This is a genomic window from Sphingomonas sp. CV7422 (genome assembly GCF_027945725.1).
Taxonomy (GTDB): domain Bacteria; phylum Pseudomonadota; class Alphaproteobacteria; order Sphingomonadales; family Sphingomonadaceae; genus Sphingomonas; species Sphingomonas kyungheensis.
The window spans coordinates 1,952,347-1,974,095 of sequence record NZ_CP115900.1 but is presented as its reverse complement, the minus strand read 5'-3'; the positions used below and the strand labels follow the sequence as shown (position 1 = coordinate 1,974,095).

Genomic DNA, 21,749 nt, shown 5'->3' with positions numbered 1-21,749 from the left:
CCTCATTCCGGCGTCGCCTCGGGCTGGCGCAGCGCCCATTCGATCTTCAGCGGCGTGGCGGCGTGGAAGGCATCGAGCGCGATCTCGCGCACCGCGATTCCCGCCAGCATCCGCGTCGCGCGCTCTGGCATGCGCGAGGGGGGCACGTCGAGCCGGACGATCAGTGCGACCGGCACCGCATCGCGCGACGCCATCCGGACGATGCCGATCCCGCGCACTTCGATCTGCCCGCGGATCGTCGCCGGGGCGCTGGCGAGCACGGTGGCGTCGACGCGCGCCAGCACCGTCTGGTCGTCGCTCACCAGCGTCGCCCCGCGGTCGATCAGCCGCAGCGCGAGGTCGGACTTGCCGGCCCCCGGCGGTCCTTCGAGCAGCACGGCGCGGTCGCCGATCGCGACGCAGGTCGCATGGCGGCGCTCGGACCCGGTCATGACGGTTCGAGCGGCAGGCGGACGACGAAGCGCGCGCCGCCGAGCCGGTCCTCGCGCGACTCGACCAGGATGCTGCCCTGATGCGCCTCGACGATCGTCCGCGCGATGGCGAGGCCGAGCCCCGAATGCTGGCCGAACGCCTCGCTTTCCGGGCGGATCGACTGGAAGCGGCGGAAGATCGCCTCGCGCGCCTCCTCGGGCACGCCGGGGCCTTCGTCCTCGACGCGGATGATGAGATCGGCGTCGTCGCGGGTGACGGCGATGGCGATCAGCGCGCCGTCGGGCGAGAAGGAGAGGGCGTTGTCGATCAGATTGTCGAATACGCGTTCGAGCCGCGCGCCCTCGCCGAGCGTGACCAGCGGCGCACCGACCTGATCGAAGCGCAGCCGCACCCCGCGCTCGACGCCGCGCGACAGGCGCTGCGCGACGAGCGCCGCGAGCATCTCGGCGACGTCGATAGTCTCGAACTTGGCGCGGCTGAGCTGCGCGTCGAGCCGCGAGGCTTCGGAGATGTCGGTGATCAGCCGGTCGAGCCGATGCACGTCGTCGCGGACGATCGACAGCAAGCGCGCGCGCAGCTCCGGATCGCGTACCGCGTCGAGCCCCTCGACCGCCGAACGCAGCGAGGCGAGGGGGTTCTTCATCTCATGCGTCACGTCGGCGGCGAACGCCTCGGTCGCGTCGATGCGTGCCCGCAGCGCGAGGCTCATGTCGGACAGCGCGCGGGCGAGGCTGCCGATCTCGTCCCGGCGGGACGGCAGGCGCGGCACGACGACCTCGCGTGCGCGACCCAGCCTGACCCGCACCGCGGCGCGCGCCAGCCGGCGCAGCGGCCGCACGATCGTCCGCGCGAGGAACAGCGACAGCAGCACCGAGACGACCGTCACCAGCAGCAGCACGATGCTGAGCCGGAAGCGCTCGATCCGCACCGTCTGGGTGATGTCGCGGGCGTTGATCGTCGTCATCACCACCGCCCCGTCGGGGAGCGGCGCGGCGGCGGTGATCACCGGCGTGCGGTCCGGCGCGCGCCAGACGCTCGCCGAGGTCGCGCCGGTGCGGGCGACGCGGACGTCGGGCCATTGCCCGCCGTCGGCGCGCTCGCGGTAGAGCGGAGTGCGTGCGGCGCCGACGATGATGTCGATCCCGGCATCGAGCCAGCGCGCGACGACCTGATCCCAGTCCTGTTTGTCGGGATCGAGCAGCACCGCGTTGCGCGAGCCGAGCCGCCGGCTGTCCGCGATCGTCCGTCCGGCGGCATCGAAGGTGCGCAGCCGCGCATGCGTATCGTGCGCCAGCCGCAGCAGCATCTCGTCACGCTGCCCCGCCGGCACCATCGCCAGCGCCTCGCCGATCAGCCGCGCCTCGCGGCTCGCCTGTTCGACGCGGCTGTCGACGATGCGGCTGCGGTAGGAATCGAGATAGAAGAAGCCGCCGGCGAGCAGCAGCAGCGCGATGATATTGACCGCGAGGATGCGCCGGGTGAGCGAGATCTGCCCCGACCAGCGCAAGGCGAGGTCGGCGCCCTCGCCGCGCGCGTCACTCTTCGGAGAATCGGTAGCCGGCGCCATACAATGTCTCGATCGCGTCGAAGGTGGCATCGACCTGGCGGAATTTGCGGCGCAGGCGTTTGATGTGGCTGTCGATGGTCCGGTCGTCGACGTAGATGTCGTCGTGATAGGCGGCATCCATCAGCTGGTTGCGCGTCTTGACGATCCCCGGTCGCTGCGCGAGCGTCTCGAGGATCAGGAATTCGGTAACCGTCAGCGTCACCGGTTCGCCGGCCCACAGGGTGCGATGCCGTGCCGGGTCCATCGACAGCCGCCCGCGGACGAGCGGTTCGACCGCTCCCGCCGCAGCCGGGTCCTCGGCGGCACTCGCCGTCACGTCGGTGCGGCGCAGGATCGCGCGGATGCGGGCGATCAGCAGCCGCTGGCTGAACGGCTTGGCGATATAATCGTCCGCGCCCATCGCGAGGCCCAGCGCCTCGTCGAGTTCGTCGTCCTTGCTGGTCAGGAAGATCACCGGGATCTGGCTCTTCTCGCGCAGCCGGCGCAGCAGCTCGAGTCCGTCCATCCGCGGCATCTTGATGTCGAAGATGGCGAGGTCGGGTGGATTGTCGGTCAGGGCCTTGAGCGCGGTCTCGCCATCCGAATAGACGCGGGTGAGAAACCCTTCGGTCTGCAATGCGATCGAGACCGAGGTCAGGATATTGCGGTCGTCGTCGACCAGCGCGATCGTCGCGGTCATGCGGGGAAAGCCCTTGCCACCATCGCATCGCGGTACGGCAAAGCGGCGCGCGGCTCAACCGCGCCGTCGCGGCAAACGCTTCGTCCCAAAGCGGTTCATCTGCGTCGCGTGGCAGTTTGACGCTACGGCCGTGCCTGCCTATGGCTCGGCTTCCACCGGCGTGCGTGCAGACCCTCCCCAGGATGCGCGCGCCGGGTCGATTGCATTGGGAGGATGTACGTGAACGAGCGCATTCCGCACGCGGATCTCGCCAGCCAGGGTTTCGAGACCCGGGCCGACTGTCACTGGAATCTGGTCACCGCACGGCTCGTCGAGGCTGCGGTCGCGCGCGGCGAAGGCAAGCTCAGCGCCGACGGCCCGCTGGTCGTCGAGACCGGCGCGCACACCGGCCGCTCGGCGCAGGACAAGTTCATCGTCCGTGACACCGAGACCGAGGACAGCGTCTGGTGGGGCAAGTCGAACAAGGGCATGGCGCCCGACCATTTCGCCGCGCTGAAGGCCGATTTTCTCGCCGCGCTGCGCGACAAGGAGCATCTGTTCGTCCAGGACCTGTACGGCGGCTCGCAACCCGAGAACCGGGTGCGCGTCCGGGTGATCAACGAACTCGCCTGGCATAATCTGTTCATCCGCACGATGCTGGTGCGGCCCGAGGAGCGCGAGCTGCGCGATTTCGCGCCCGAATATACGATCATCGACCTGCCGAGCTTCCGCGCCGACCCGGCGCGCCACGGCACCCGCACCGAGACGGTGATCGCGGTCAATTTCACCGAGAAGCTGATCCTGATCGGCGGCACGCGCTACGCCGGCGAAATGAAGAAGTCGGTCTTCGGCCTGCTCAACTATCTGCTGCCCCGCACGGGGGTGATGCCGATGCATTGCTCCGCCAATATGGGGGCGGACGGATCGATTGCGGTGTTCTTCGGCCTGTCGGGCACCGGCAAGACGACGCTCAGCGCTGACGCCAGCCGTACCCTGATCGGCGACGACGAACATGGCTGGTCGGATACCGCCGTGTTCAACTTCGAGGGCGGCTGTTACGCCAAGATGATCCGCCTGTCGCCCGATGCCGAGCCCGAGATCTTCGCGACCACCAAGCGCTTCGGCACCGTGCTCGAAAATGTCGTGATGGACCCGGTCACCCGCCAGCTCGACCTCGATGACAACAGCCTCGCCGAGAACAGCCGCGGCGCCTATCCGATCGACTTCATCCCCAATGCGTCGAAGGACAATATGGGCGGCGTGCCGCGGACGATCGTCATGCTCACCGCCGATGCCTATGGCGTGCTGCCGCCGATCGCCAGGCTGACGCCGGATCAGGCGATGTACCACTTTCTGTCGGGCTATACCGCGCGCGTCGCCGGCACGGAGATCGGCGTCACCGAGCCGGATGCGACCTTCTCGACCTGCTTCGGCGCGCCGTTCATGCCGCGTCATCCGTCGGTCTACGGCAATCTGCTGAAGGAGCGGATTGCCAGGGGTGGGGTCGAGTGCTGGCTGGTCAATACCGGTTGGACGGGCGGCAAATACGGCACGGGCCACCGCATGCCGATCAAGGCGACGCGGGCGCTGCTCAACGCGGCGCTCGACGGCAGCCTCGGCCAGGCCGAGTTCCGCACCGATCCCAATTTCGGCTTTGCGGTACCGGTGGCGGTGCCCGGGGTCGATCCGGCGATCCTCGATCCGCGCAGCACCTGGGCGGACAAGCAGGCCTATGACGCGACCGCGGCGAAGCTCGTCGATCGGTTCGTCGAGAATTTCGCGCAATTCGCCGACCACGTCGACGCCGGCGTTCGCCGGTCGGCGCCGAAGGTCACCGAAACGGCATGATGCTGTCACGGTAGCTTCGCAGGAACGACCATGCGCCGTCACAATGACGGCGCATGGGCCGCCCCGTCCACGACGAGGAGCGGATGATGCGCGGAACACAAAAGGCGGTCGCGGCAGCGATGCAACGGCATGGCCATCTGTCGAAACAGGGCCTGCTCGAACGCGCCTTCACCTGGGCGTTCCGCGGGCTCGTCTATGCGCAGATCTGGGAAGACCCGGTGGTCGATATGGCGGCGCTCGACATCCGGCCGGACAGCCACCTCGTCACCATCGCCTCGGGCGGCTGCAACATGCTGTCCTATCTCACCGCCAATCCCAAGGCGATCGACGCGGTCGACCTCAACACCGCGCATATCGCGCTCGGCACGTTGAAGCTCGCCGCGGCGCGCCATCTGCCCGATCACGCGAGCTTCCACCGCTTTTTCGGTCATGCCGCCAGCCGCGACAATCTCGCGGCCTATCAGGCCTATATCCGCCCGCATATTGACGAGCCGACGCGTCGCTACTGGGAAGGGCGCGATCTCATCGGCCGGCGGCGCATCGCCGGCTTCGCCAGCGGCGTGCACAAGCGCGGCCTGCTCGGCCGGTTCATCGGGGCGGCGCATCTGCTCGCCCGGCTCAACGGCGTTGACCCACGACAGCTGCTCGCGGCGGAGACGATCGAGGAACAGCGCGCGATCTTCGAACGCGATTTCGCCCCGGTGTTCGATCGCGGCTTCGTCAAATGGCTGACCGACCAGCCCGCCTCGCTGTTCGGCCTCGGCATTCCGCCGGCGCAGTTCGAGGCGCTCGCCGGCGACGGACGAATGGCGGCGGTGCTGCGCCAGCGGCTCGAGAAGCTCGCCTGCGGATTCGACCTGCGGGACAATTATTTCGCGTGGCAGGCCTTCGGTCGCCGCTATGGCGACGGTCCATCCGCACCGCTGCCGCCCTATCTGCAGGCGGAGCATCACGATGCCATCGTCGCGCGCGTCGACCGCATCACGCTGCGTCACGCCAATATGACCGACCATCTCGCCGCGCTGCCCGCCGCCTCGCGCGATCGCTACATCCTGCTCGACGCGCAGGACTGGATGACCGACGAGCAGCTCGGCGCCTTGTGGGGCGAGATCACCCGCACCGCGCGGCCGGGTGCGCGCATCCTGTTCCGCACCGCGGGCGAGGCGGATATCATCCCCGGCCGCGTCCCCGATGCGATCGTCGCGCACTGGCGCTATCGCGCCGACGAGTCGCGCGCCTTCACCGCGCAGGACCGATCGGCGATCTACGGCGGGGTCCACCTCTACGTGCGCGCCGATGATTGAGCGCGACCACGCCGGGCGGATGGACCGCATCTACGGCGGTCAGCGGCATATCTACGATCTAACCCGCAAATATTATCTGTTCGGGCGCGATCGGCTGATCCGCCAGCTCGATCTTGGAATGGGCGGGACGCTGATCGAGATCGGCTGCGGTACGGGGCGCAACCTCATCCGGGCGGCACGCCAATGGCCGGCGGCGCGGTGATAGGGTATCGACATTTCGGAGGCGATGCTGATGACGGCGCGTGCCAAGGTCGCAACGGCGGGGCTGGCCGATCGCATCACCTTGGCGCAGGGCGATGCCGCCGCTTTCGATCCGCTCTCCCTGTTCGGCGTCGCGAGCTTCGACCGGGTGATGCTGAGCTACACCTTGTCGATGATCCCGCCCTGGCAGGCGGCGCTGACGCAGGCGATGGCGGTGACGGACGCGACGGGACGGCTCGCGGTGGTCGACTTCGGCGAGCAATCGGGTTGGCCGGCGGTATGGCGCAACGCCTTCCTCGGCTGGCTGCGCCATTTCGAGGTCACGCCGCGCGCCGATCTCGCCAGCGAAGTCGCCCGGATCGCGCACGCGCAGGGCCGTAGCCATGAGACGCAGCAGCTCTGGCGTGATTATGCCCGGATCGCCTGGGTCGCGTAGCACGCCGCTCAGCGGCGTTCGAGGAGCCCGGTCGCGGGCAGCGGTCCGTCGCCCCGCTGGAAGAATTGTTCGACGATGTCGCGCGCGAGTCGCGCCGGCTTGAGCGTTTCCGCATCGAGGCAGCACCAGCTCGACTTGACCTCGGCGAGCACCTCCTCACCGCGGCGGATCACCGTCTCGTAAAACGCCCGCGCGCCCTGGACCTTTTCGAGCAGCACCGTCGCGATGACGTCGTCACCGAGGAAGGTCGGCTTGCGATAGGTGATCTCATGCTTGAGCGCGACCCACAGGTGCGAGGCAACCGCCTCGGCCGGCGCGAGCTTCTGCCAATGGCTTACCACCGCGTCCTGCACCCACTTGAGATAGCTGGCGTTGTTGACATGCCCCATAAAATCGATGTCGGCCGGATCGATACCGATCGGGAAGGCGTGGGGGATACTTTGGGTCACCTCTCTTCTATAGCAGATCGGCGGGCCGCTGACACCTGCGATACGGCCGCGGCGGCGATTTAGCCGCCGGCCGGCTCGACGATGGCGACGCCGTCGCGGATCGCGACGATCCGCACCCGCGTGCCTACCTCAGCGACCACACCGCGCGCCGGCCATGATCCGTCGCCGATCGTCACCCGGCCGCCGTCCGGCCCGATCGGAGCCTGGACGACGACGACGCTGCCGATCAGCCTCGCACGGCGGTCATTGAGCTGCGGATCGCTGCTCGCCACCGGGTAATCATGGTACCAGCGCCGGCCGATCAGCACGGTGACGATGCTCCATGCCGCGAAGGCCGCGAGCTGCGCCGCGGCGGGGAGTTCCGGCAGCACCAGCAGGGCGACGCCGACCACCGCCGCGGCGATCGCCAGAAACACCGCGAACACGCCCGGGATCAGCAGTTCGGCGATCCCGAGCACCAGTGCGGCGATCAGCCACGCGCCCGCGGCCCCGCCGATCGCCTCGAGCGTCACGCCTCCGGCAATTCGAACGGCCCGCGCTTCGGCTGCGGCTTGGCCGGGGCAGACGCAGGAGCAGGAGCCTTGGCGAGCGCATCCTTGGCAAGCTCGCCGATCCCGCCGAGCGTGCCGATCAGCTGCGTCGCCTCGACCGGGAAGAGGATGGTCTTGGCATTGGGGCTGGTCGCGAATTTGCCGACTGCCTCGACATATTTCTGCGCGATGAAATAGTTGATCGCCTGCGTTCCGCCGCGCTCGATCGCCTCCGACACCACCGCCGTCGCCTTGGCCTCCGCCTCGGCGGCGCGTTCGCGCGCTTCCGAGTCGCGATAGGCCGATTCGCGTCGCCCCTCCGCCTCGAGGATCCGCGCCTGCTTCTGTCCCTCGGCGCGCAGGATTTCGGAAGCGCGCGTGCCTTCCGCCTCGAGGATATTGGCACGCTTCTCGCGCTCCGCCTTCATCTGCCGGCCCATGGCGGCGACGATATCGACGGGCGGACGGATATCCTTGATCTCGACGCGGGTAATCTTGACGCCCCAGGGCACGGTCGCGTGATCGACCACAGAGAGCAGCCGCGCGTTGATCTCGTCGCGCTTCGACAGCGTCTCGTCGAGGTCCATCGACCCCATCACCGTGCGCAAATTGGTCGTCGTCAGCTGGAGCAGCGCGACGTACAGGTCCGACACCTCATAGGCGGCCTTCGGGGCGTCGAGCACCTGGAAGAAGACGACGCCGTCGGTCGAGACGATCGCATTGTCCTTGGTGATGATCTCCTGCCCGGGGATCTCGATCACCTGCTCCATCATGTTCACCTTGCGGCCGACGCGATAGAAGAAGGCGGGATAGAAGTTGAAGCCGGGGCTCGCCGTCGTGGTGTAGCGGCCGAAATGCTCGATCGTATATTGATAGCCCTGCCGGACGATCTTGATGCTGGTGAAGAGATAAAACAGCACCAGCAGCAGTGCGAATCCCGCGATCGTGATAGCCATATACCCTCCCGCCGGCATGATTCTGCGTGCCGTCGCCAACTCTTAGCACAGCGCGGCGACGCAAGAAGGTGGACGATGCAGCGAATTCTCTTCGGCAATCACCCGACGCAGATGCGCGGCATCGTCGCCTGTATCGACGATCGACGGTATGAAGCGAGCTTCGCACCGCTCGACGCGGTCGACCTCGCGCGGTTCGATCTGGTCGTGCCGCTGCGCGTCGAGCAGATCGCCGCGGCACGCGCCGGCCGAACGGTGGTGCCGGACGACCGGTCGGTCGCGCTCTGCGACGACAAGCTGGCGTTCAACCTCTGGCTGATCGATGCGGGCTTCGGCGATACCGTCCCGACCCTGCTCGACACCCGGCCGACCGTATTTCCGTATATCCGCAAGACCCGGCGCGGCGACTTCGGCCACGGCTGCCGGATGATCCGCCATCCCGGCGACGATGACGGCGACGATCATCCCGACGTCTTCCGCCAGCGCGCGGTGGCGGGGGCGGACGAATATGTCCTGCACCTGCTGCGGATCGGCGACACGATCCGCTTCCACGTCGCCTATCGCTACGACATGGGCCAGCCGCTCGGCGTCCGCGGCGCGATCGACCGTCCGGCGAGCATCACGCCCGCCGATCCCGGCGATGCACTGCCGATCTGTACCGCCATCCTCGACGCGCTCGATTACCAGGGCACCTGCTGTTTCAACTACAAGCGCGAGGAGGGGGCGTTGCGCATCCTCGAATGCAATCCCCGCTTCGGCGGCTCGCTGGTCGGCGTCGTCAGCGAATACCTCGACGCGCATCTCGCCGCCCTCTAGCGTAGCGGCGATCCTGCGGTTACATGGCCCGCCACTATCCCTCCCGCGAGGAAACGGCACCTTGGACATCCGGCTCGGCCTCACCTTCGACGACGTTCTGCTCGTACCCGGCGAGTCGGACATCCTGCCGAGCACCGCCGACACACGCACGCAACTGACCCGCGGCATCGCACTCAATATCCCGATCCTGTCGTCGGCGATGGATACGGTGACCGAGGCGGATATGGCGATCGTCATGGCGCAATTGGGCGGCATCGGCGTGCTCCACCGCAATCTGTCGATCGAGGAACAGGTTGCCGCGGTGCGGCAGGTCAAGCGTTTCGAATCGGGCATGGTCGTCAATCCGATCACGATCGCGCCGACCGCGACGCTCGGCGAGGCGCAGGCGCTGATGGCGCATCACCGGATCAGCGGTATCCCGGTGGTGGAGCACGACGGCAAGCTCGTCGGCATCCTTACCAACCGCGACGTCCGCTTCGCCGGCGATCCCAAACAGCCCGTCGCCGAACTGATGACGCGCGACAATCTCGCCACCGTCTCGACCGACGTCGGTCAGGAGGAGGCGCGCGTCCTGCTCCACCAGCGCCGGATCGAGAAATTGCTGGTCGTCGATGACGCCTATCGCTGCGTCGGCCTGATCACTGTCAAGGACATCGAGAAAGCGGTCACCTATCCGACCGCGACCAAGGACGCCTCCGGACGCCTGCGCGTCGCTTCGGCGACGACGGTCGGCGACAAGGGGTTCGAGCGGACCGAGGCGCTGGTCGACGCCGAATGCGACCTCATCGTCATCGACACCGCGCACGGCCACAACCGTGACGTCGCGCGCGCGGTCGAGCGGGTCAAGAAACTCTCCAATTCGGTGCAGGTCGTCGCCGGCAACGTCGCGACCGGCGAGGCGACGCGCGCGCTGATCGACGCGGGCGCCGACGGGATCAAGGTCGGCATCGGTCCGGGCTCGATCTGCACCACCCGCGTCGTCGCCGGCGTCGGTGTGCCGCAGCTCACCGCGGTGATGGATTGCGCCGAAGCCGCCGCGAAGCACAACGTCCCCGTCATCGCCGACGGCGGCCTGCGCACCTCGGGCGATCTCGCCAAGGCGCTTGCCGCGGGCGCCTCGACCTGCATGGTCGGCTCGCTGCTCGCCGGCACCGAGGAGGCGCCGGGCGAGACCTTCCTGTACCAGGGCCGGGCCTATAAGTCGTACCGCGGCATGGGCTCGGTCGGGGCGATGGGCCGCGGCTCGGCGGATCGCTATTTCCAGGGCGACATCAAGGATCAGATGAAGCTGGTGCCCGAAGGGATCGAAGGGCAGGTCGCCTATAAGGGGCCGGCGCGCGACGTGATCCACCAGCTCGTCGGCGGCATCAAGGCGGCGATGGGCTATACCGGATCGGCGACGATCCCGGACCTGCAACAGCGCGCGCAGTTCGTGCAGATCACCGGTGCGGGGCTCAAGGAAAGCCATGTCCACGACGTCACCATCACCCGGGAAGCTCCCAATTACCCGACCCGCTAAGTGACACCCGGCGCCCGGACCCAGGCCGCGATCGAGCTGCTCGATGCGGTGATCGATGCCGCGCGCGGTGGCGGCGCGGCGGCGGACACGCTGATAGCGCGCTATTTCGCAACGCGCCGCTACGCCGGATCGAAGGACCGGCGGGCGGTGCGCGACCTCGTCTATGCAGCAATCCGCCGCGCGGGCGAGGTGCCCGCCTCGGGTCGGTCGGCGATGCTCGCGGTCGCGGCGGAGGATGCGGCGGTCGCCGCGACCTTCGACGGATCGACGCATGCGCCTGCGCCGATCGCAGCGGGGGAAGACGCGGCGACCGGCGGCATCATGCCGGCATGGCTCGCCGAGGCGCTCGCCGCCTCCGGGATCGACGCGGATGCGCAAGCCGCGCTGATCGACCGCGCGCCCCTCGATATCCGCGTCAACCGTTTGCGCAGCGACCCCGCGGCGCTGGCCGCCCGGCTCGGCGGCACGCCGATCGTCGGACTACCCGATGCGCTGCGGTTGCCGACCGGCACCAATCTCGATGCGCTCGACGGCGAGGCGGAGGTGCAGGACGCGGGCAGCCAGATCGTCAGCCTCGCGGTGCAGGCGGTGCCGGGCCAGCGGATCGTCGATCTCTGCGCCGGCGGCGGCGGCAAGACGCTCGCGCTCGCCGCCGCGATGCGGAACGACGGGCAAATCCTCGCCACCGACGTCGATCGCGGCCGGCTGTCGCGCCTGATGCCGCGTGCCGAACGCGCCGGTGTCGGCATCGTCGCGACGCGCCTGCTCGATCCGCGCCGCGAGCTGGAGGCGCTCGCCGACTGGCAGGGGCAGGCCGACGCGGTACTGATCGACGCGCCCTGTTCGGGCACCGGCACCTGGCGCCGCAATCCAGAGGCGCGCTGGCGGCTTACGCCGGCGCGGCTCGCCGCCTTCACCGCACAGCAACGCCATGTGCTCGACGTCGGCGCAGCGCTGGTCCGGCCGGGCGGCGGCCTGGTCTACGTGACCTGCTCGCTGCTCGACGTCGAGGGGGCCGATCAGGTCGCGGCCTTCCTCGCCGCGCATCCCGACTGGCGGGCAGAGCCGCTCGATCTGCCCGCCGGCAGCCTGCGCGGGCAGGGGGTGCGGCTCGACCCGGCGCGCGACGCGACCGACGGCTTTTTTGTCGCGCGGCTGATCCGCCCCTGCTAATCCTGCGGGCAATGCCCCCGGTGGAGACCTTCATGCGCGTTACGTCCGTCGCCCTTGCTGCCGCGCTGACCGTCGTCTGCGTCTCGACCTCGCTCAGCGGCCAGCGTCCTGACGATCAGATCGACGCGCGCTCGCTGCAATTGCTGGCGCAGGGGCGGGCGGCGCGCGCCGCGGGAAATCTCGACGGTGCGACCGACCTGCTCGAAACCGCGGTGGCGGTCGATCCGCGCAACCGGCAGGCGTTCGTCACGCTCGGCGAGGTCGCCGAGGCCCGCGGCCTCCCCGGCAAGGCGATCCGCCTGTATCGCGAGGCGCTGACACTCGAACCCAATGATATCGACGCGCTGCGCGGGCAGGGCGAGGCGCTCGTCGCCAAGGGCGCGGTGGCGATCGCCCGCACCAACCTCGCCAAGATCCGCACCCTGTGCAAAGCGGGCTGTCCCGAGGCGAACCAGCTCGCCGCGGTGATCGCCAAGGGGCCGCCGGTCACCACCGCCTCGGTCGATCCCAAGCCGGCGGTGGACAAGGAATAAGCTCAGCCGGCGCCGACGACGCGGGCCAGCTCCACGAACTCCGCGACACTGACCGTCTCCGCGCGTCGCGTCGGATCGACACCGATCGCCTCCAGCCCGGCCAGCGCACCGGCCACGCCCTTGAGGCTCTGTCGCAGCATCTTGCGGCGCTGGCCGAAGGCGGCGGCGGTGAGCCGCTCCAGAACCCGGACGTCGACTCCCTCGGGCGCGGCCTCGGGCACGATATGGACCACCGCCGACATCACCTTGGGTGGCGGCGTGAAGGCGGAACGATGCACCGGCATCGCGATCCGTGCGCTCGACCGCCACTGGCTGAGCACCGCCAGTCGGCCGTACGCATCGTCCCCCGCCGAGGCGACGATCCGCTCGGCGACTTCCTTCTGGAACATCAGCGTGCACGACTGCCACCACGGCTGCCAGTCGGCGGTCAGCCAGCCGACAAGCAAGGCGGTGCCGACATTATAGGGCAGGTTGGAGACGATATGCGGCCGCCCGGCGAACAGCGACGGCGCGTCGATCGTGAGCGCATCCGCCTCGATCACCCGAAGCTTGCCCGGATAGGCCTCGCCCAGCTCGGCCAGTGCGGGGATGCAGCGGTGGTCGCGCTCGATCGCGGTCACGCTCGCGCCCGCGGCGAGCAAGGCACGGGTCAGGCCGCCCGGGCCGGGGCCGACCTCGAGCACCTCGGCACCGGCGAGATCGCCGGGCACCGCCGCGATGCGGCGCAGCAACTGGCCATCGAAGAGGAAGTTCTGGCCGAGTGCCTTGCTGGCATTGAGGCCGTAGCGGGCGATCACCTCGCGCAGCGGCGGCAGGGCGCCGCCCGCCGGGGTATCGCTCATGCGCGGGCGCGGCGGTCCGCCGCCTGGCCCGCCAGAGCGATCGCCGCGATCATCGCGCCGGGATGCGCCCGGTCCTTGCCGGCGAGCGCGAAGGCGGTGCCGTGATCGGGCGAGGTGCGTACGATCGGCAGTCCGAGCGTGATGTTGACGCCTTCGTCGAAATGCAGCGTCTTGATCGGCACCAGCGCCTGATCGTGGTAGCAGCACAGCACCGCGTCATAGCCGGCACGGGCGCGGGCATGAAACAGCGTATCGGCCGCAAACGGGCCGGTCGCGTCGATCCCCTCGGCACGCAGCTGCGCGATCGCAGGCGCGAGAATGTCAATCTCCTCGCGACCGATCGCGCCGCCCTCGCCGGCATGCGGGTTGAGCCCGGCGAAGACGAGCCGCGGCGCGGCGATACCGAAATCGCGCGTCAGCCCGATCGCGGTGGCGCGCCCCTTGGCGACGATCAATTCGACCGAGAGCAGCGAGGACACCTGCGCGAGGGGGACATGCGCGGTGATCGGCACGACGCGCAGGCTGGGCCCGGCGAGCATCATCACCGCATCCTCCGCCGCGACGCCGCAGCGGCCCGCGACGAATTCGGTCTGGCCGGGATGATTGAAGCCGATGCCGTATAGTTGCGCCTTGGACACCGGGCCGGTGACGAGCGCACGCGCCGCGCCTTGCCGGACCAGGTCGACCGATTGTTCGAGCGCCTGCAATGCCGCCTGCGCCCCGCCGACCTCGGGTGAGCCGGGCATCACTTCGCCGGCGTTGCCCGTCGCCAGCACCGGCAAGGCGCGATCGAACACCGCCGCGGCCTCGTCGATCGCCCCGATCGTCTCGATCGGGCCGTTCCATACCCGGCGCACGGCGGCGGGATCGCCGACCAACGCGAAGTGCGGCAGGCTGCGCAAGCCGCGCACCGCCCAGCTCTTGGCGATGATCTCGGGACCGATCCCGGCGGGATCTCCCATGGCGATCGCGAGCGGCGGCTGGCTCATCTCAGCGATACTCGATCACCGCGTCGCGGCGCAGATCGCGCAGCTTGCTCTGGGCGCGCAGATTGACGCGCTGTTGTTCGAGCTGCCCCTGGATCTGCGCGGCACCCGGCACGGCCGATTGCTGCGGATCGTCGCGACCGCACAGGACGAGGGCGCGAACGCCTTCGGTCGGCGAGCCGAATGGCGGTGTCGCCTGACCGACCTGCAGCTTGAGCAGGATCTCCTGCAACTGCGGCGGCAGGTCGCGGATGCGGACCGAATCATTGTCGACCACCTCGGCGCCGATCGTCGCGGCGACCTTCTCGACCGTACCGCAACCCTGGATCGACTGGACCGTCTTGGCGAAGGTGGCGGCGCGGGTCTGCGCCTGCGCCTGCGTCGTGCCGGCGGGGAAGGCGACGGTAAGCTGTTTGAGGCTGAGTCGCGCGTCGCGCGGGTCGGCGGCGCCGATCGTGCGCTTGTCGGTGAGATAGAGGATCGAGAAGCCGCCCGGCGTCTCGATCGGCCCGGCGACCTGGCCGACCTGCATCTGCTGCGCCGCATCGGCGAGCGGCTGCGGCAGCGTCACCAGCCGGATCCAGCCGAGATCGCCGCCGACGCCGCGGGTCGACGCTTCCGAATAGTTGCGCGCGAACAGCTCGAACGGCTGCTGCGCCTTCTGGATCTCGCCGATGATCTGCTTGGCCTTGGCGAACACCTCGTTGCGGTTGGCGTCGTTGGCGCTGAGATAGATCTCACGCAGATTATATTCTTCGGTGCCCCGCGCCGCCTCGATCCGCTTCTGGATCGCGCTGACCTCTTCGTCGCCGACGTTGACGAACGGCTCGATCTTGCGGCGCAGGTAGCGGTTCCAGGCCAGCTCGCCCTCGATCGCGCGACGCAGCGAGCGTTCGGACGAACCCGCCTTACGCAGCGCGACACGCAGCTGCGGCACGGTCATGTTGAAGCGCTTGGCGAGCCCCGCCTCGCTCTGGTCGAGCTCGGCGGCGGTGACGGTGACCTCGGCGGTCTTCGCCTCCTGGATCTCGAGCGTCTCGTCGATCAGCTGGCGCAGGATCTGGAGCTTGAACTCGTCGATCTGCTCGGGGGCGGGGCCACGGCCGCCGTTGTTGAAGACCGTCAGCGCGAGCCGCTGATCGACATCGGTGCCGGTGATGACCGTATCGTTGACGATCGCGGTCGGCTTGCGGATGTTCGGATCGAGCTTGCCGAAGATCTGGAGATTGGCCGGAATGTTGAGGTTCGTTTCGGGCACCTGCTGATCGGCGACGGTCTGCGCGACCGCGCCGCTGGCGATCGCCGCCAGCGCGAGCCAGCTGATGGTGCGACCGAGGCGGGCGCTGCGTCCTGTGATCTGCTTCACGTTCTTCCGTTATCCCAAAGCGCGGCGTCGCCTGTCTCGCGACGCCTGTTCCCGGCTATGGCCCGATCGAGCTGAACTGCGGCTTAGCGGCCGAGGTTGGTCAACGCCAGCGTCAACAGGAAGCTGTTGCCCGAGCGGGCGTCGCCGGTGTCCTGATAATCGCGCCGCCAGGTGAAGCCGAGCCGCAGGCAATCGTCCTCATATTGCACGCCGAGGCGATGGCGGATCGGTTCGAAGCCATCGGCGAGCGACAGGGGATCTTCGCTGCGCTCGGTCAGGTCGATCACCGTCGACCCGAACGCCGACCAGAAGCGCGCGAACTGGACGCGCCCCGCGAGCCGCACCTCCTCGCGATCCTGAAGGTCCTCGATCGCGGGGAAGATGTTGCGATTGAGGCGCAGATAGCCGGCGAGCACATAGGTCTGGCTCGAACCGACCGTCGCGTCGACCTCGTTGCGGCGCACCGCGAAACTGTCCTTGTCCAGCCGGTAACGGTGGATGATCGACACGAAGTCGCGCACCCGCAGCGTCGATCGACCGACGATGTCGGAGAACCGGTCGCTGAGCCCGGTACCGACCGGCAGGATCGTCGGCCGTTCGGACAGGCGATAGCTCTGGCCGATCACCGTGTTGAAGGTGATGCCGGGCACCGCCACCGCCCATTCCGCGCCATAGGTGACGCGGCTGCTGTCCTCCCACCGGTCGTATCCGGCGAAGCGGTTGAGCGCGAAGAGGTTCGAATCCTCGAGGTCGACCGCGCGCGCATCCTCGTTGGGGATGTCAAGATTGTTGGTCTTGGGCGTGGCGACGAGCTGCACCCGCGGCGTCAACCGCTGCGTGCCGCCGAGAAACTCGCCGATGAACGGCCATTTGACGTCGACCGCGAGCGCACCGATCGCGCGGGTCTGGAAGCCGTCGAGGCCGCGGTAGCTCGCCACCGTGGTGAGCATCGAATCGTGCGTGTTATAGGCGTCGGCACGGCCATAAGCAGTGAACGTCACCTCCTGGCCCCAATTGGTCAGGCGGCGCAGGTCCCATTGCGCGGCGACGAAGGCGCGCTGCGTATCCTGCCCCTCCGTACGGGTGATCGCGAGCGAATTGGCCTGCAACTGCAGCTTGCCGCCGCCGAGATCGATGCGCTTGCGGAAGTCGATCTCGGGCAAGGCGATCGGCTGTGTCCCCTGCGGGTCGTTGACGCGCAGCGTCTGGATATACCAGCCGGTCAGCGCGAAATAGGTGTTGGGATCGATCCGCTCGAGCGATGCGGTGGTGCGCAGCCGGTCGTCGCGCGAGATATCGTAGCGGCGCAGGAAGGTGCGATCGCTGGCGATGCGCGCTGAGCCGCTGATGCTCCAATAGGGATCGAGCTGATAGCGTGCGATGCCGTCGATATAGCCGCGGAACGCGCGCTCGGTATCGGTCGGCGTCGTCGTGTTGAGATCGTCGCTGCGGCGGCTTTCGGTCAGATATCCGGTGACCTGGAATGCGCCCTTGGTGCTGAGCGCCTCGTAGCGCGCCTGCATCATCGGCAGCACCGCCGAGAAGATATGCGGGGTGAGGGTCAGCCCCTTGTTGGGCGCCAGCCGAAAATAATAAGGCGTCACCAGTTCGAGGCCGTTGACCCGGTCGAGCTGCAGGTCGGGCGCGAGCAGCCCGCTTTCCGAGCCGCCCCCGGTCGGCATCGAAAAGGCGGGCAGCGGCACCGCCGGCAGGCCGAACAGATGGAATTGCCCGCCGCCGAAATAGACCCGCTCGCGATCCGGGCGGTAGAGGATGCGGACGGCGGTGATCTGCCACGACGGGGTCTTGGGACAGCCTTCGGACGTCTGCACCGCGCAGGGGGTGTAGGCCGCCTTGTCGAGCTGCATCGAGCCGTCGGTGCGGCGCGTGCCGCGCTCCGCCGCCATCCGCCCGCCCTGTTCGAGCACGACGAGCATGTTCTGGACGACGCCGTCTTTCAGCGAGTCGGTCAGCTCAATCGAATCACCGTAGGCGACGTCGCCTTGGGGATTGGTGACGGCGATATTGCCGGTCGCGACGACCCTGCCGGTCTTGCGGTTCCAGACGACCTTGTCGGCGCGCAGCCGGTCGCCCTGCCGGAACATCCGCACCTCGTCGAGCGCGGTGACGATATCGGCGTTGCTGTCATAGTCGAGGCTGCCGGCGCTGAACTGCACCTGGTCCGCCGTCGCCGGCGTCGCCAGCGCGGGATCGTTGGCCGGCGGCGGCGCGACCGGACGATCCTGCAGGTCCTGTGCGCCTGCCGGCGTAGCGAATAGCGCGGCGGCGAGCGCACAGCCGGCCATAAGGTCGAAACGCAACACGATAATCCGAATACCCTTTCGGCGTGGCCGGCGTCGCCCTGAACGACGCCGGAGCCGCGGACCGCCTATCGCATCACCCGCACGGCGCTGCAATCGTTGTGCTCGTCGCACCGCGACCTTAGATCATGCGCCTATTGTCAGTGCCAGGAAGTGTTCCGTTATGCAGATTGCCTTCTCGTCCGATCGTTCCACCGCCGCCATCACCGCGCTGCCGGTGGAGAAGGACCTCGCCGGCCGCGGCAGCTGGGCGGGGCTGGGCGAGGGGCATCAGGCGCTGGCCAGCGCCGCGGCACAGGCGGCGCGCTTCGACGGCGAGGCCGGCGCGATCGTCGACCTGTTCGTCGGCGAGGGCGATACCCACCGCCGCGTGCTGCTCGTCGGCGTCGGCAGCGGCAGCGAGGCGGATTGGGAGAAGGCCGGCGGGGCGTTGACCGCCAAGCTGCTCACCTCGGGCGCGACCGAACTGACCGCTGATCTCGCCTCGGTCAGCCCGACCGCCAAGGCGGTCGCGCGCTTCGCCGCCGCCGCCGCGCAGCGCGCCTGGCGCTTCGACCAATATCGCACCAAGCTGCCCGAGAAGCAGAAGCCGACGCTGACCCGGCTGACGATCGTCGGCGCACCCGATGGCACCGAAGCGGCGTGGAGCGCGCAGCAGGCCGTCACCGAAGGGCTGACGCTGACCCGCAACCTCGTCGCGGCGCCGCCGAACATCCTCTATCCCGAAAGCTTCGTCGAACAGGTGCGCGCCAGCGTCGAGGGCCTCGGCCTCGAGATCATCACCGTCGACGAGGCGGAGATGGCGCAGCACGGCATGGGCGCCCTGCTCGGCGTCAGCCAGGGGTCGGTGCGGGAGGCCCGCATCCTCGCGCTCCGCTGGAACGGTGCCGGCGAGGGCGATCCGGCGGTGGCGCTGGTCGGCAAGGGCGTCACCTTCGATACCGGGGGCATCTCCCTCAAGCCCGGCGCGGGCATGGAGGACATGAAGTGGGACATGGGCGGTGCCGGCGCGGTCGCGGGGACGATGAAGGCGCTCGCCGCGCGTAAGGCGAAGGTCAATGTCGTCGGCGTGATGGGGCTGGTCGAGAATATGCCCGATGGCAATGCACAGCGTCCGGGCGACGTCGTCACCTCGATGTCGGGGCAGACGATCGAGATCCTCAATACCGACGCGGAGGGGCGGCTGGTGCTTGCCGACGCGATCACCTGGACGCAGGCGACCTTCCGCCCGAAGGCGATCATCGATCTGGCGACGCTGACGGGGGCGATGATCGTCAGCCTCGGCAACGAATATGGCGGCCTGTTCGCCAATGACGACGGCCTGGCCGATGCGCTGCTCGCCGCGGGACTGGCGACGGGCGACAAATTGTGGCGCTTCCCGCTGTCGGACACGTACAACAAGCTGATCGATTCGCCGATCGCCGACATGAAGAACGTCGGTCCGCGGGGCGCCGGCTCGATCACCGCGGCGCAGTTCATCCAGCGCTTCGTCGACGAGGGCGTCGCCTGGGCGCATCTCGACATCGCCGGCATGGTGTGGAGCGACAAGGCGGGCGCGACCTACGACAAGGGCGCGACCGGTTACGGCGTGCGGCTGCTCGATCGCGTCATCGCCGATCGTTTCGAGGGCTGAGGCTCGCCCATGCAGGTCGATTTCTACCACCTTACCGCGACCCCGCTCGATCGGGCGTTGCCACAGATTGCGGCGAAGGTGGTGGAGGGCGGCCAGCGGTTGCTCATCGTCAGCGCGCAGGCGGAGCAGCGTGCCGGCATCGACCGGCTGCTGTGGAGCTATCGCGCCGACAGTTTCCTGCCGCATGCCCAGATCGGGGCGGGGGATGACACGCGCCAGCCGATCCTGATCGCCGACGACGTGGTGGCGGCCAATGCCGCGCGCCACGTCGCGTTGGTCGACGGCGAATGGCGGGAGGCAGCGCTCGACTTCGATCGTGCCTTCCACTTCTTCGAGGACGAACATATCCGCAGCGCGCGCGAGGCGTGGCGCGCGCTCGGCGGCCGCGACGGGATCGAGCGGCGATATTGGAAGCAGAATGACGCCGGCCGCTGGGAGCAGGCCGCCTGAGCCGGACCGCCCGAGCCGAACCGGTTGCAAACAGGCCGCCCCGCGACTAGGGCTCCGCGACTTCCACGATTGCCCAAGACAGGAGCCCGTGACCATCATGGCCGCGAACCGTACCTTTTCGATCATCAAGCCCGATGCCACCCGCCGCAACCTGACCGGCGCCGTCACCAAGATGCTCGAAGAGGCCGGCCTGCGCGTCGTCGCGTCGAAGCGCATCCAGATGACGCGCGAGCAGGCCGAGGGCTTTTACGCCGTGCACCGCGAGCGTCCGTTCTTCAACGATCTGGTCAGCTTCATGATCTCCGGCCCGGTCGTCGTCCAGGTGCTCGAGGGCGAGAATGCGATGCAGCGCAATCGCGACATCATGGGCACGACCAACCCGGCGAATGCCGAGCCGGGCACGATCCGCAAGGAACTCGCCGAATCGATCGAGGCGAATACCGTTCACGGTTCGGATTCGGACGAGAATGCCGAGATCGAGATCGCCTATTTCTTCAAGCCCGAAGAGATCGTCGGCTGATGCACTGGCGGCTGCGGCGCGCGTCCCCCGCGGATGCGCCCGCGGTCGCGCTGGTGGCGGGCGCGAGCTTCCTCGCGACCTTCGCCGGCATCCTCGACGGGGCGGACATCGTCGCCCATGTCGCGAAGAACAGCTCGGTCGAGGCGTTCAGACGCTGGATCGCCGACCCGGCGAGCGTCGTGACGCTCGCCGAACATCCCGACGGCGCCGCGCCAGTCGGCTATACGATGCTGACTGCCCCCGATCTGCCGATCCCGGCAGGACCGCACGATATCGAACTCCGCCGTATCTACACCTTGCCCGTCGCGAGCGGCACGGGGCTGGGCGCGTTGCTGATGGCGCGGGCAGTCGAGGACGCACGGGCGCTGAGCGCGACCCGCATGCTGCTCGGAGTCTATGGCGGCAATAGGCGCGCACGACTGTTCTACGAACGCCAGGGCTTCGCGCTGGCGGGTCGGCGCCAATATCAGGTCGGCGCTACCTTGCACGACGATGTCGTCTATGCGCGGGACATCGGCTGAGATCGTGAACGGCGGCGCCCCTGCGGAGCGCCGCCGGCTTTGATCACGCCGGAGCGAAGACCCCGCCGTCATCCATCACGTGCAGCACGCCGTCCGCGATCGCGAAATAGGCGCCGCGGAGCTTGAGCTTGCCCGCAGCCTCGCGCTCGGCGACGAAGGGGAAGGTGCGCAGGTTGGCGAGACTGACCCGCACCGCCTCGTGCTCCAGCTCGCGCTTCGCCTCAGCGCCTTCGCCGAATTCGGCCTTCACCTTGTCGCGAGCCTCGTCGAGCAGACCGACCCAGTCGGAAATGAAGCCGCCGTTGCCCTTCTCGCGCCCGGCAAAACCGCCCGACAGTGCCGCGGCGCAGCCACCGCACGAGGCGTGGCCCATCACCACCACCTCGGGCACCTCGAGCTGCGTCACCGCGAACTCCACCGCGGCGGAGACGCCGTGGAAACCCTTGTTCGTTTCGAACGGCGGGACGAGATTGGCGACGTTGCGCACGGTGAAGATCTCGCCCGGCGCGACGTCGAAGATCTGCATCGGATCGACGCGGCTGTCCGAACAGGCGATCACCATCACCTTGGGATCCTGTCCCTGGCTTAGCTGGCTCCAACGCTCGCGCTGCTCGGTCCAGCCCTTGTCGCGGAACCGGCGATAGCCTTGGACCATGTCGGCGAAGTCGGTCATTGTACCTCCAATTAGCGT

The 21,749-nt window shown here is 68.5% G+C and carries 23 protein-coding genes; 12 read left to right on the top strand and 11 right to left on the bottom strand.

From position 1 onward, the window contains the following. Window positions 1-2: 2 nt before the first annotated feature. From PBN85_RS09585 to PBN85_RS09575, 3 genes are read right to left on the bottom strand one after another with little or no spacing between them, the layout of a single operon-like run. Complete coding sequence (locus PBN85_RS09585) at window positions 3-431, bottom strand: HPr kinase/phosphorylase (protein WP_037536391.1); 429 nt, start codon at window positions 429-431, stop codon at window positions 3-5. Beyond that, window positions 428-1,999: a sensor histidine kinase gene (locus PBN85_RS09580; RefSeq protein ID WP_271298804.1), complete on the bottom strand. Its 1,572-nt coding sequence runs from the start codon at window positions 1,997-1,999 to the stop codon at window positions 428-430. Before PBN85_RS09580 ends, PBN85_RS09585 begins: the two co-directional genes overlap by 4 nt. Continuing rightward, complete coding sequence (locus PBN85_RS09575; RefSeq protein WP_037536395.1) at window positions 1,968-2,678, bottom strand: response regulator transcription factor; 711 nt, start codon at window positions 2,676-2,678, stop codon at window positions 1,968-1,970. Before PBN85_RS09575 ends, PBN85_RS09580 begins: the two co-directional genes overlap by 32 nt. Window positions 2,679-2,891: 213 nt before the next feature. On the opposite strand from PBN85_RS09575, the gene PBN85_RS09570 reads away from it, so the two are divergent. The 4 genes from PBN85_RS09570 to PBN85_RS09560 all read left to right on the top strand — a co-directional run bounded on the left by PBN85_RS09570 (window position 2,892) and on the right by PBN85_RS09560 (window position 6,446). After that, window positions 2,892-4,505, top strand: a complete 1,614-nt coding sequence (locus tag PBN85_RS09570; protein ID WP_271298803.1) for a phosphoenolpyruvate carboxykinase — start codon at window positions 2,892-2,894, stop codon at window positions 4,503-4,505. Window positions 4,506-4,588: 83 nt separating this feature from the next. Then, the gene (locus tag PBN85_RS09565) at window positions 4,589-5,809 is read left to right on the top strand and encodes a DUF3419 family protein (protein WP_271300873.1); all 1,221 of its coding nucleotides are present in this window, start codon (window positions 4,589-4,591) and stop codon (window positions 5,807-5,809) included. Further along, on the top strand, window positions 5,802-6,011 hold the full coding sequence (locus tag PBN85_RS18975) for a class I SAM-dependent methyltransferase (RefSeq protein ID WP_333781826.1): 210 nt from the start codon (window positions 5,802-5,804) through the stop codon (window positions 6,009-6,011). The genes PBN85_RS09565 and PBN85_RS18975 overlap by 8 nt, the downstream gene beginning before the upstream one ends. 6 nt (window positions 6,012-6,017) lie before the next feature. Then, window positions 6,018-6,446 (top strand): class I SAM-dependent methyltransferase, encoded by a 429-nt coding sequence (locus PBN85_RS09560; RefSeq protein WP_333781844.1) that lies wholly within the window; start codon window positions 6,018-6,020, stop codon window positions 6,444-6,446. Window positions 6,447-6,454: 8 nt separating this feature from the next. Here the strand turns inward: PBN85_RS09560 and PBN85_RS09555 are convergent, their stop codons facing one another. Genes PBN85_RS09555 through PBN85_RS09545 form a run of 3 tightly spaced genes read right to left on the bottom strand, consistent with a single transcriptional unit; the run spans window position 6,455 to window position 8,381 of the window. Continuing rightward, window positions 6,455-6,895, bottom strand: a complete 441-nt coding sequence (locus PBN85_RS09555) for an acyl-CoA thioesterase (protein WP_271298802.1) — start codon at window positions 6,893-6,895, stop codon at window positions 6,455-6,457. A 59-nt stretch (window positions 6,896-6,954) separates the two neighbouring features. Then, window positions 6,955-7,407 carry an NfeD family protein gene (locus tag PBN85_RS09550; RefSeq protein ID WP_271298801.1) on the bottom strand — a complete coding sequence of 151 codons (453 nt, stop codon included), beginning with the start codon at window positions 7,405-7,407 and terminating at the stop codon, window positions 6,955-6,957. Beyond that, the gene (locus PBN85_RS09545) at window positions 7,404-8,381 is read right to left on the bottom strand and encodes an SPFH domain-containing protein (RefSeq protein ID WP_037536402.1); all 978 of its coding nucleotides are present in this window, start codon (window positions 8,379-8,381) and stop codon (window positions 7,404-7,406) included. The genes PBN85_RS09550 and PBN85_RS09545 overlap by 4 nt, the downstream gene beginning before the upstream one ends. A gap of 75 nt (window positions 8,382-8,456) precedes the next feature. Between PBN85_RS09545 and PBN85_RS09540 the strand changes: the two genes are divergently transcribed. From PBN85_RS09540 to PBN85_RS09525, 4 genes are all read left to right on the top strand, one after another. Further along, window positions 8,457-9,194: a hypothetical protein gene (locus PBN85_RS09540; protein ID WP_271298800.1), complete on the top strand. Its 738-nt coding sequence runs from the start codon at window positions 8,457-8,459 to the stop codon at window positions 9,192-9,194. 61 nt (window positions 9,195-9,255) lie between these two features. After that, window positions 9,256-10,713: an IMP dehydrogenase gene (gene guaB, locus PBN85_RS09535; protein ID WP_271298799.1), complete on the top strand. Its 1,458-nt coding sequence runs from the start codon at window positions 9,256-9,258 to the stop codon at window positions 10,711-10,713. Beyond that, window positions 10,714-11,886 carry an RsmB/NOP family class I SAM-dependent RNA methyltransferase gene (locus tag PBN85_RS09530; protein ID WP_271298798.1) on the top strand — a complete coding sequence of 391 codons (1,173 nt, stop codon included), beginning with the start codon at window positions 10,714-10,716 and terminating at the stop codon, window positions 11,884-11,886. A gap of 32 nt (window positions 11,887-11,918) precedes the next feature. After that, entirely contained in the window at window positions 11,919-12,419 is a 501-nt protein-coding gene (locus tag PBN85_RS09525) for a tetratricopeptide repeat protein (protein ID WP_271298797.1), read from the top strand. 2 nt (window positions 12,420-12,421) lie between these two features. On the opposite strand, the gene rsmA is transcribed toward PBN85_RS09525, so the two are convergent. The 4 genes from rsmA to PBN85_RS09505 all read right to left on the bottom strand — a co-directional run bounded on the left by rsmA (window position 12,422) and on the right by PBN85_RS09505 (window position 17,919). After that, entirely contained in the window at window positions 12,422-13,261 is an 840-nt protein-coding gene (rsmA, locus tag PBN85_RS09520) for a 16S rRNA (adenine(1518)-N(6)/adenine(1519)-N(6))-dimethyltransferase RsmA (RefSeq protein ID WP_037536412.1), read from the bottom strand. Further along, the gene (gene pdxA, locus PBN85_RS09515) at window positions 13,258-14,250 is read right to left on the bottom strand and encodes a 4-hydroxythreonine-4-phosphate dehydrogenase PdxA (protein ID WP_271298796.1); all 993 of its coding nucleotides are present in this window, start codon (window positions 14,248-14,250) and stop codon (window positions 13,258-13,260) included. The genes rsmA and pdxA overlap by 4 nt, the downstream gene beginning before the upstream one ends. A gap of 1 nt (window position 14,251) precedes the next feature. Then, a complete protein-coding gene (locus tag PBN85_RS09510; protein WP_037536414.1) occupies window positions 14,252-15,613 on the bottom strand; it encodes a peptidylprolyl isomerase in 1,362 nt (453 codons plus the stop codon). Window positions 15,614-15,696: 83 nt separating this feature from the next. Further along, the gene (locus PBN85_RS09505) at window positions 15,697-17,919 is read right to left on the bottom strand and encodes an LPS-assembly protein LptD (RefSeq protein WP_271300872.1); all 2,223 of its coding nucleotides are present in this window, start codon (window positions 17,917-17,919) and stop codon (window positions 15,697-15,699) included. A gap of 178 nt (window positions 17,920-18,097) precedes the next feature. Between PBN85_RS09505 and PBN85_RS09500 the strand changes: the two genes are divergently transcribed. From PBN85_RS09500 to PBN85_RS09485, 4 genes are all read left to right on the top strand, one after another. After that, complete coding sequence (locus tag PBN85_RS09500) at window positions 18,098-19,567, top strand: leucyl aminopeptidase (RefSeq protein ID WP_037536418.1); 1,470 nt, start codon at window positions 18,098-18,100, stop codon at window positions 19,565-19,567. Window positions 19,568-19,576: 9 nt separating this feature from the next. Beyond that, entirely contained in the window at window positions 19,577-20,017 is a 441-nt protein-coding gene (locus PBN85_RS09495) for a DNA polymerase III subunit chi (RefSeq protein WP_271298795.1), read from the top strand. 97 nt (window positions 20,018-20,114) lie between these two features. Then, window positions 20,115-20,537 (top strand): nucleoside-diphosphate kinase, encoded by a 423-nt coding sequence (gene ndk / locus PBN85_RS09490; protein ID WP_271298794.1) that lies wholly within the window; start codon window positions 20,115-20,117, stop codon window positions 20,535-20,537. Continuing rightward, complete coding sequence (locus PBN85_RS09485; RefSeq protein ID WP_271298793.1) at window positions 20,537-21,058, top strand: GNAT family N-acetyltransferase; 522 nt, start codon at window positions 20,537-20,539, stop codon at window positions 21,056-21,058. The genes ndk and PBN85_RS09485 overlap by 1 nt, the downstream gene beginning before the upstream one ends. A gap of 43 nt (window positions 21,059-21,101) precedes the next feature. On the opposite strand, the gene PBN85_RS09480 is transcribed toward PBN85_RS09485, so the two are convergent. Next, the gene (locus PBN85_RS09480) at window positions 21,102-21,731 is read right to left on the bottom strand and encodes a carbonic anhydrase (RefSeq protein WP_271298792.1); all 630 of its coding nucleotides are present in this window, start codon (window positions 21,729-21,731) and stop codon (window positions 21,102-21,104) included. Window positions 21,732-21,749 lie beyond the last annotated feature (18 nt).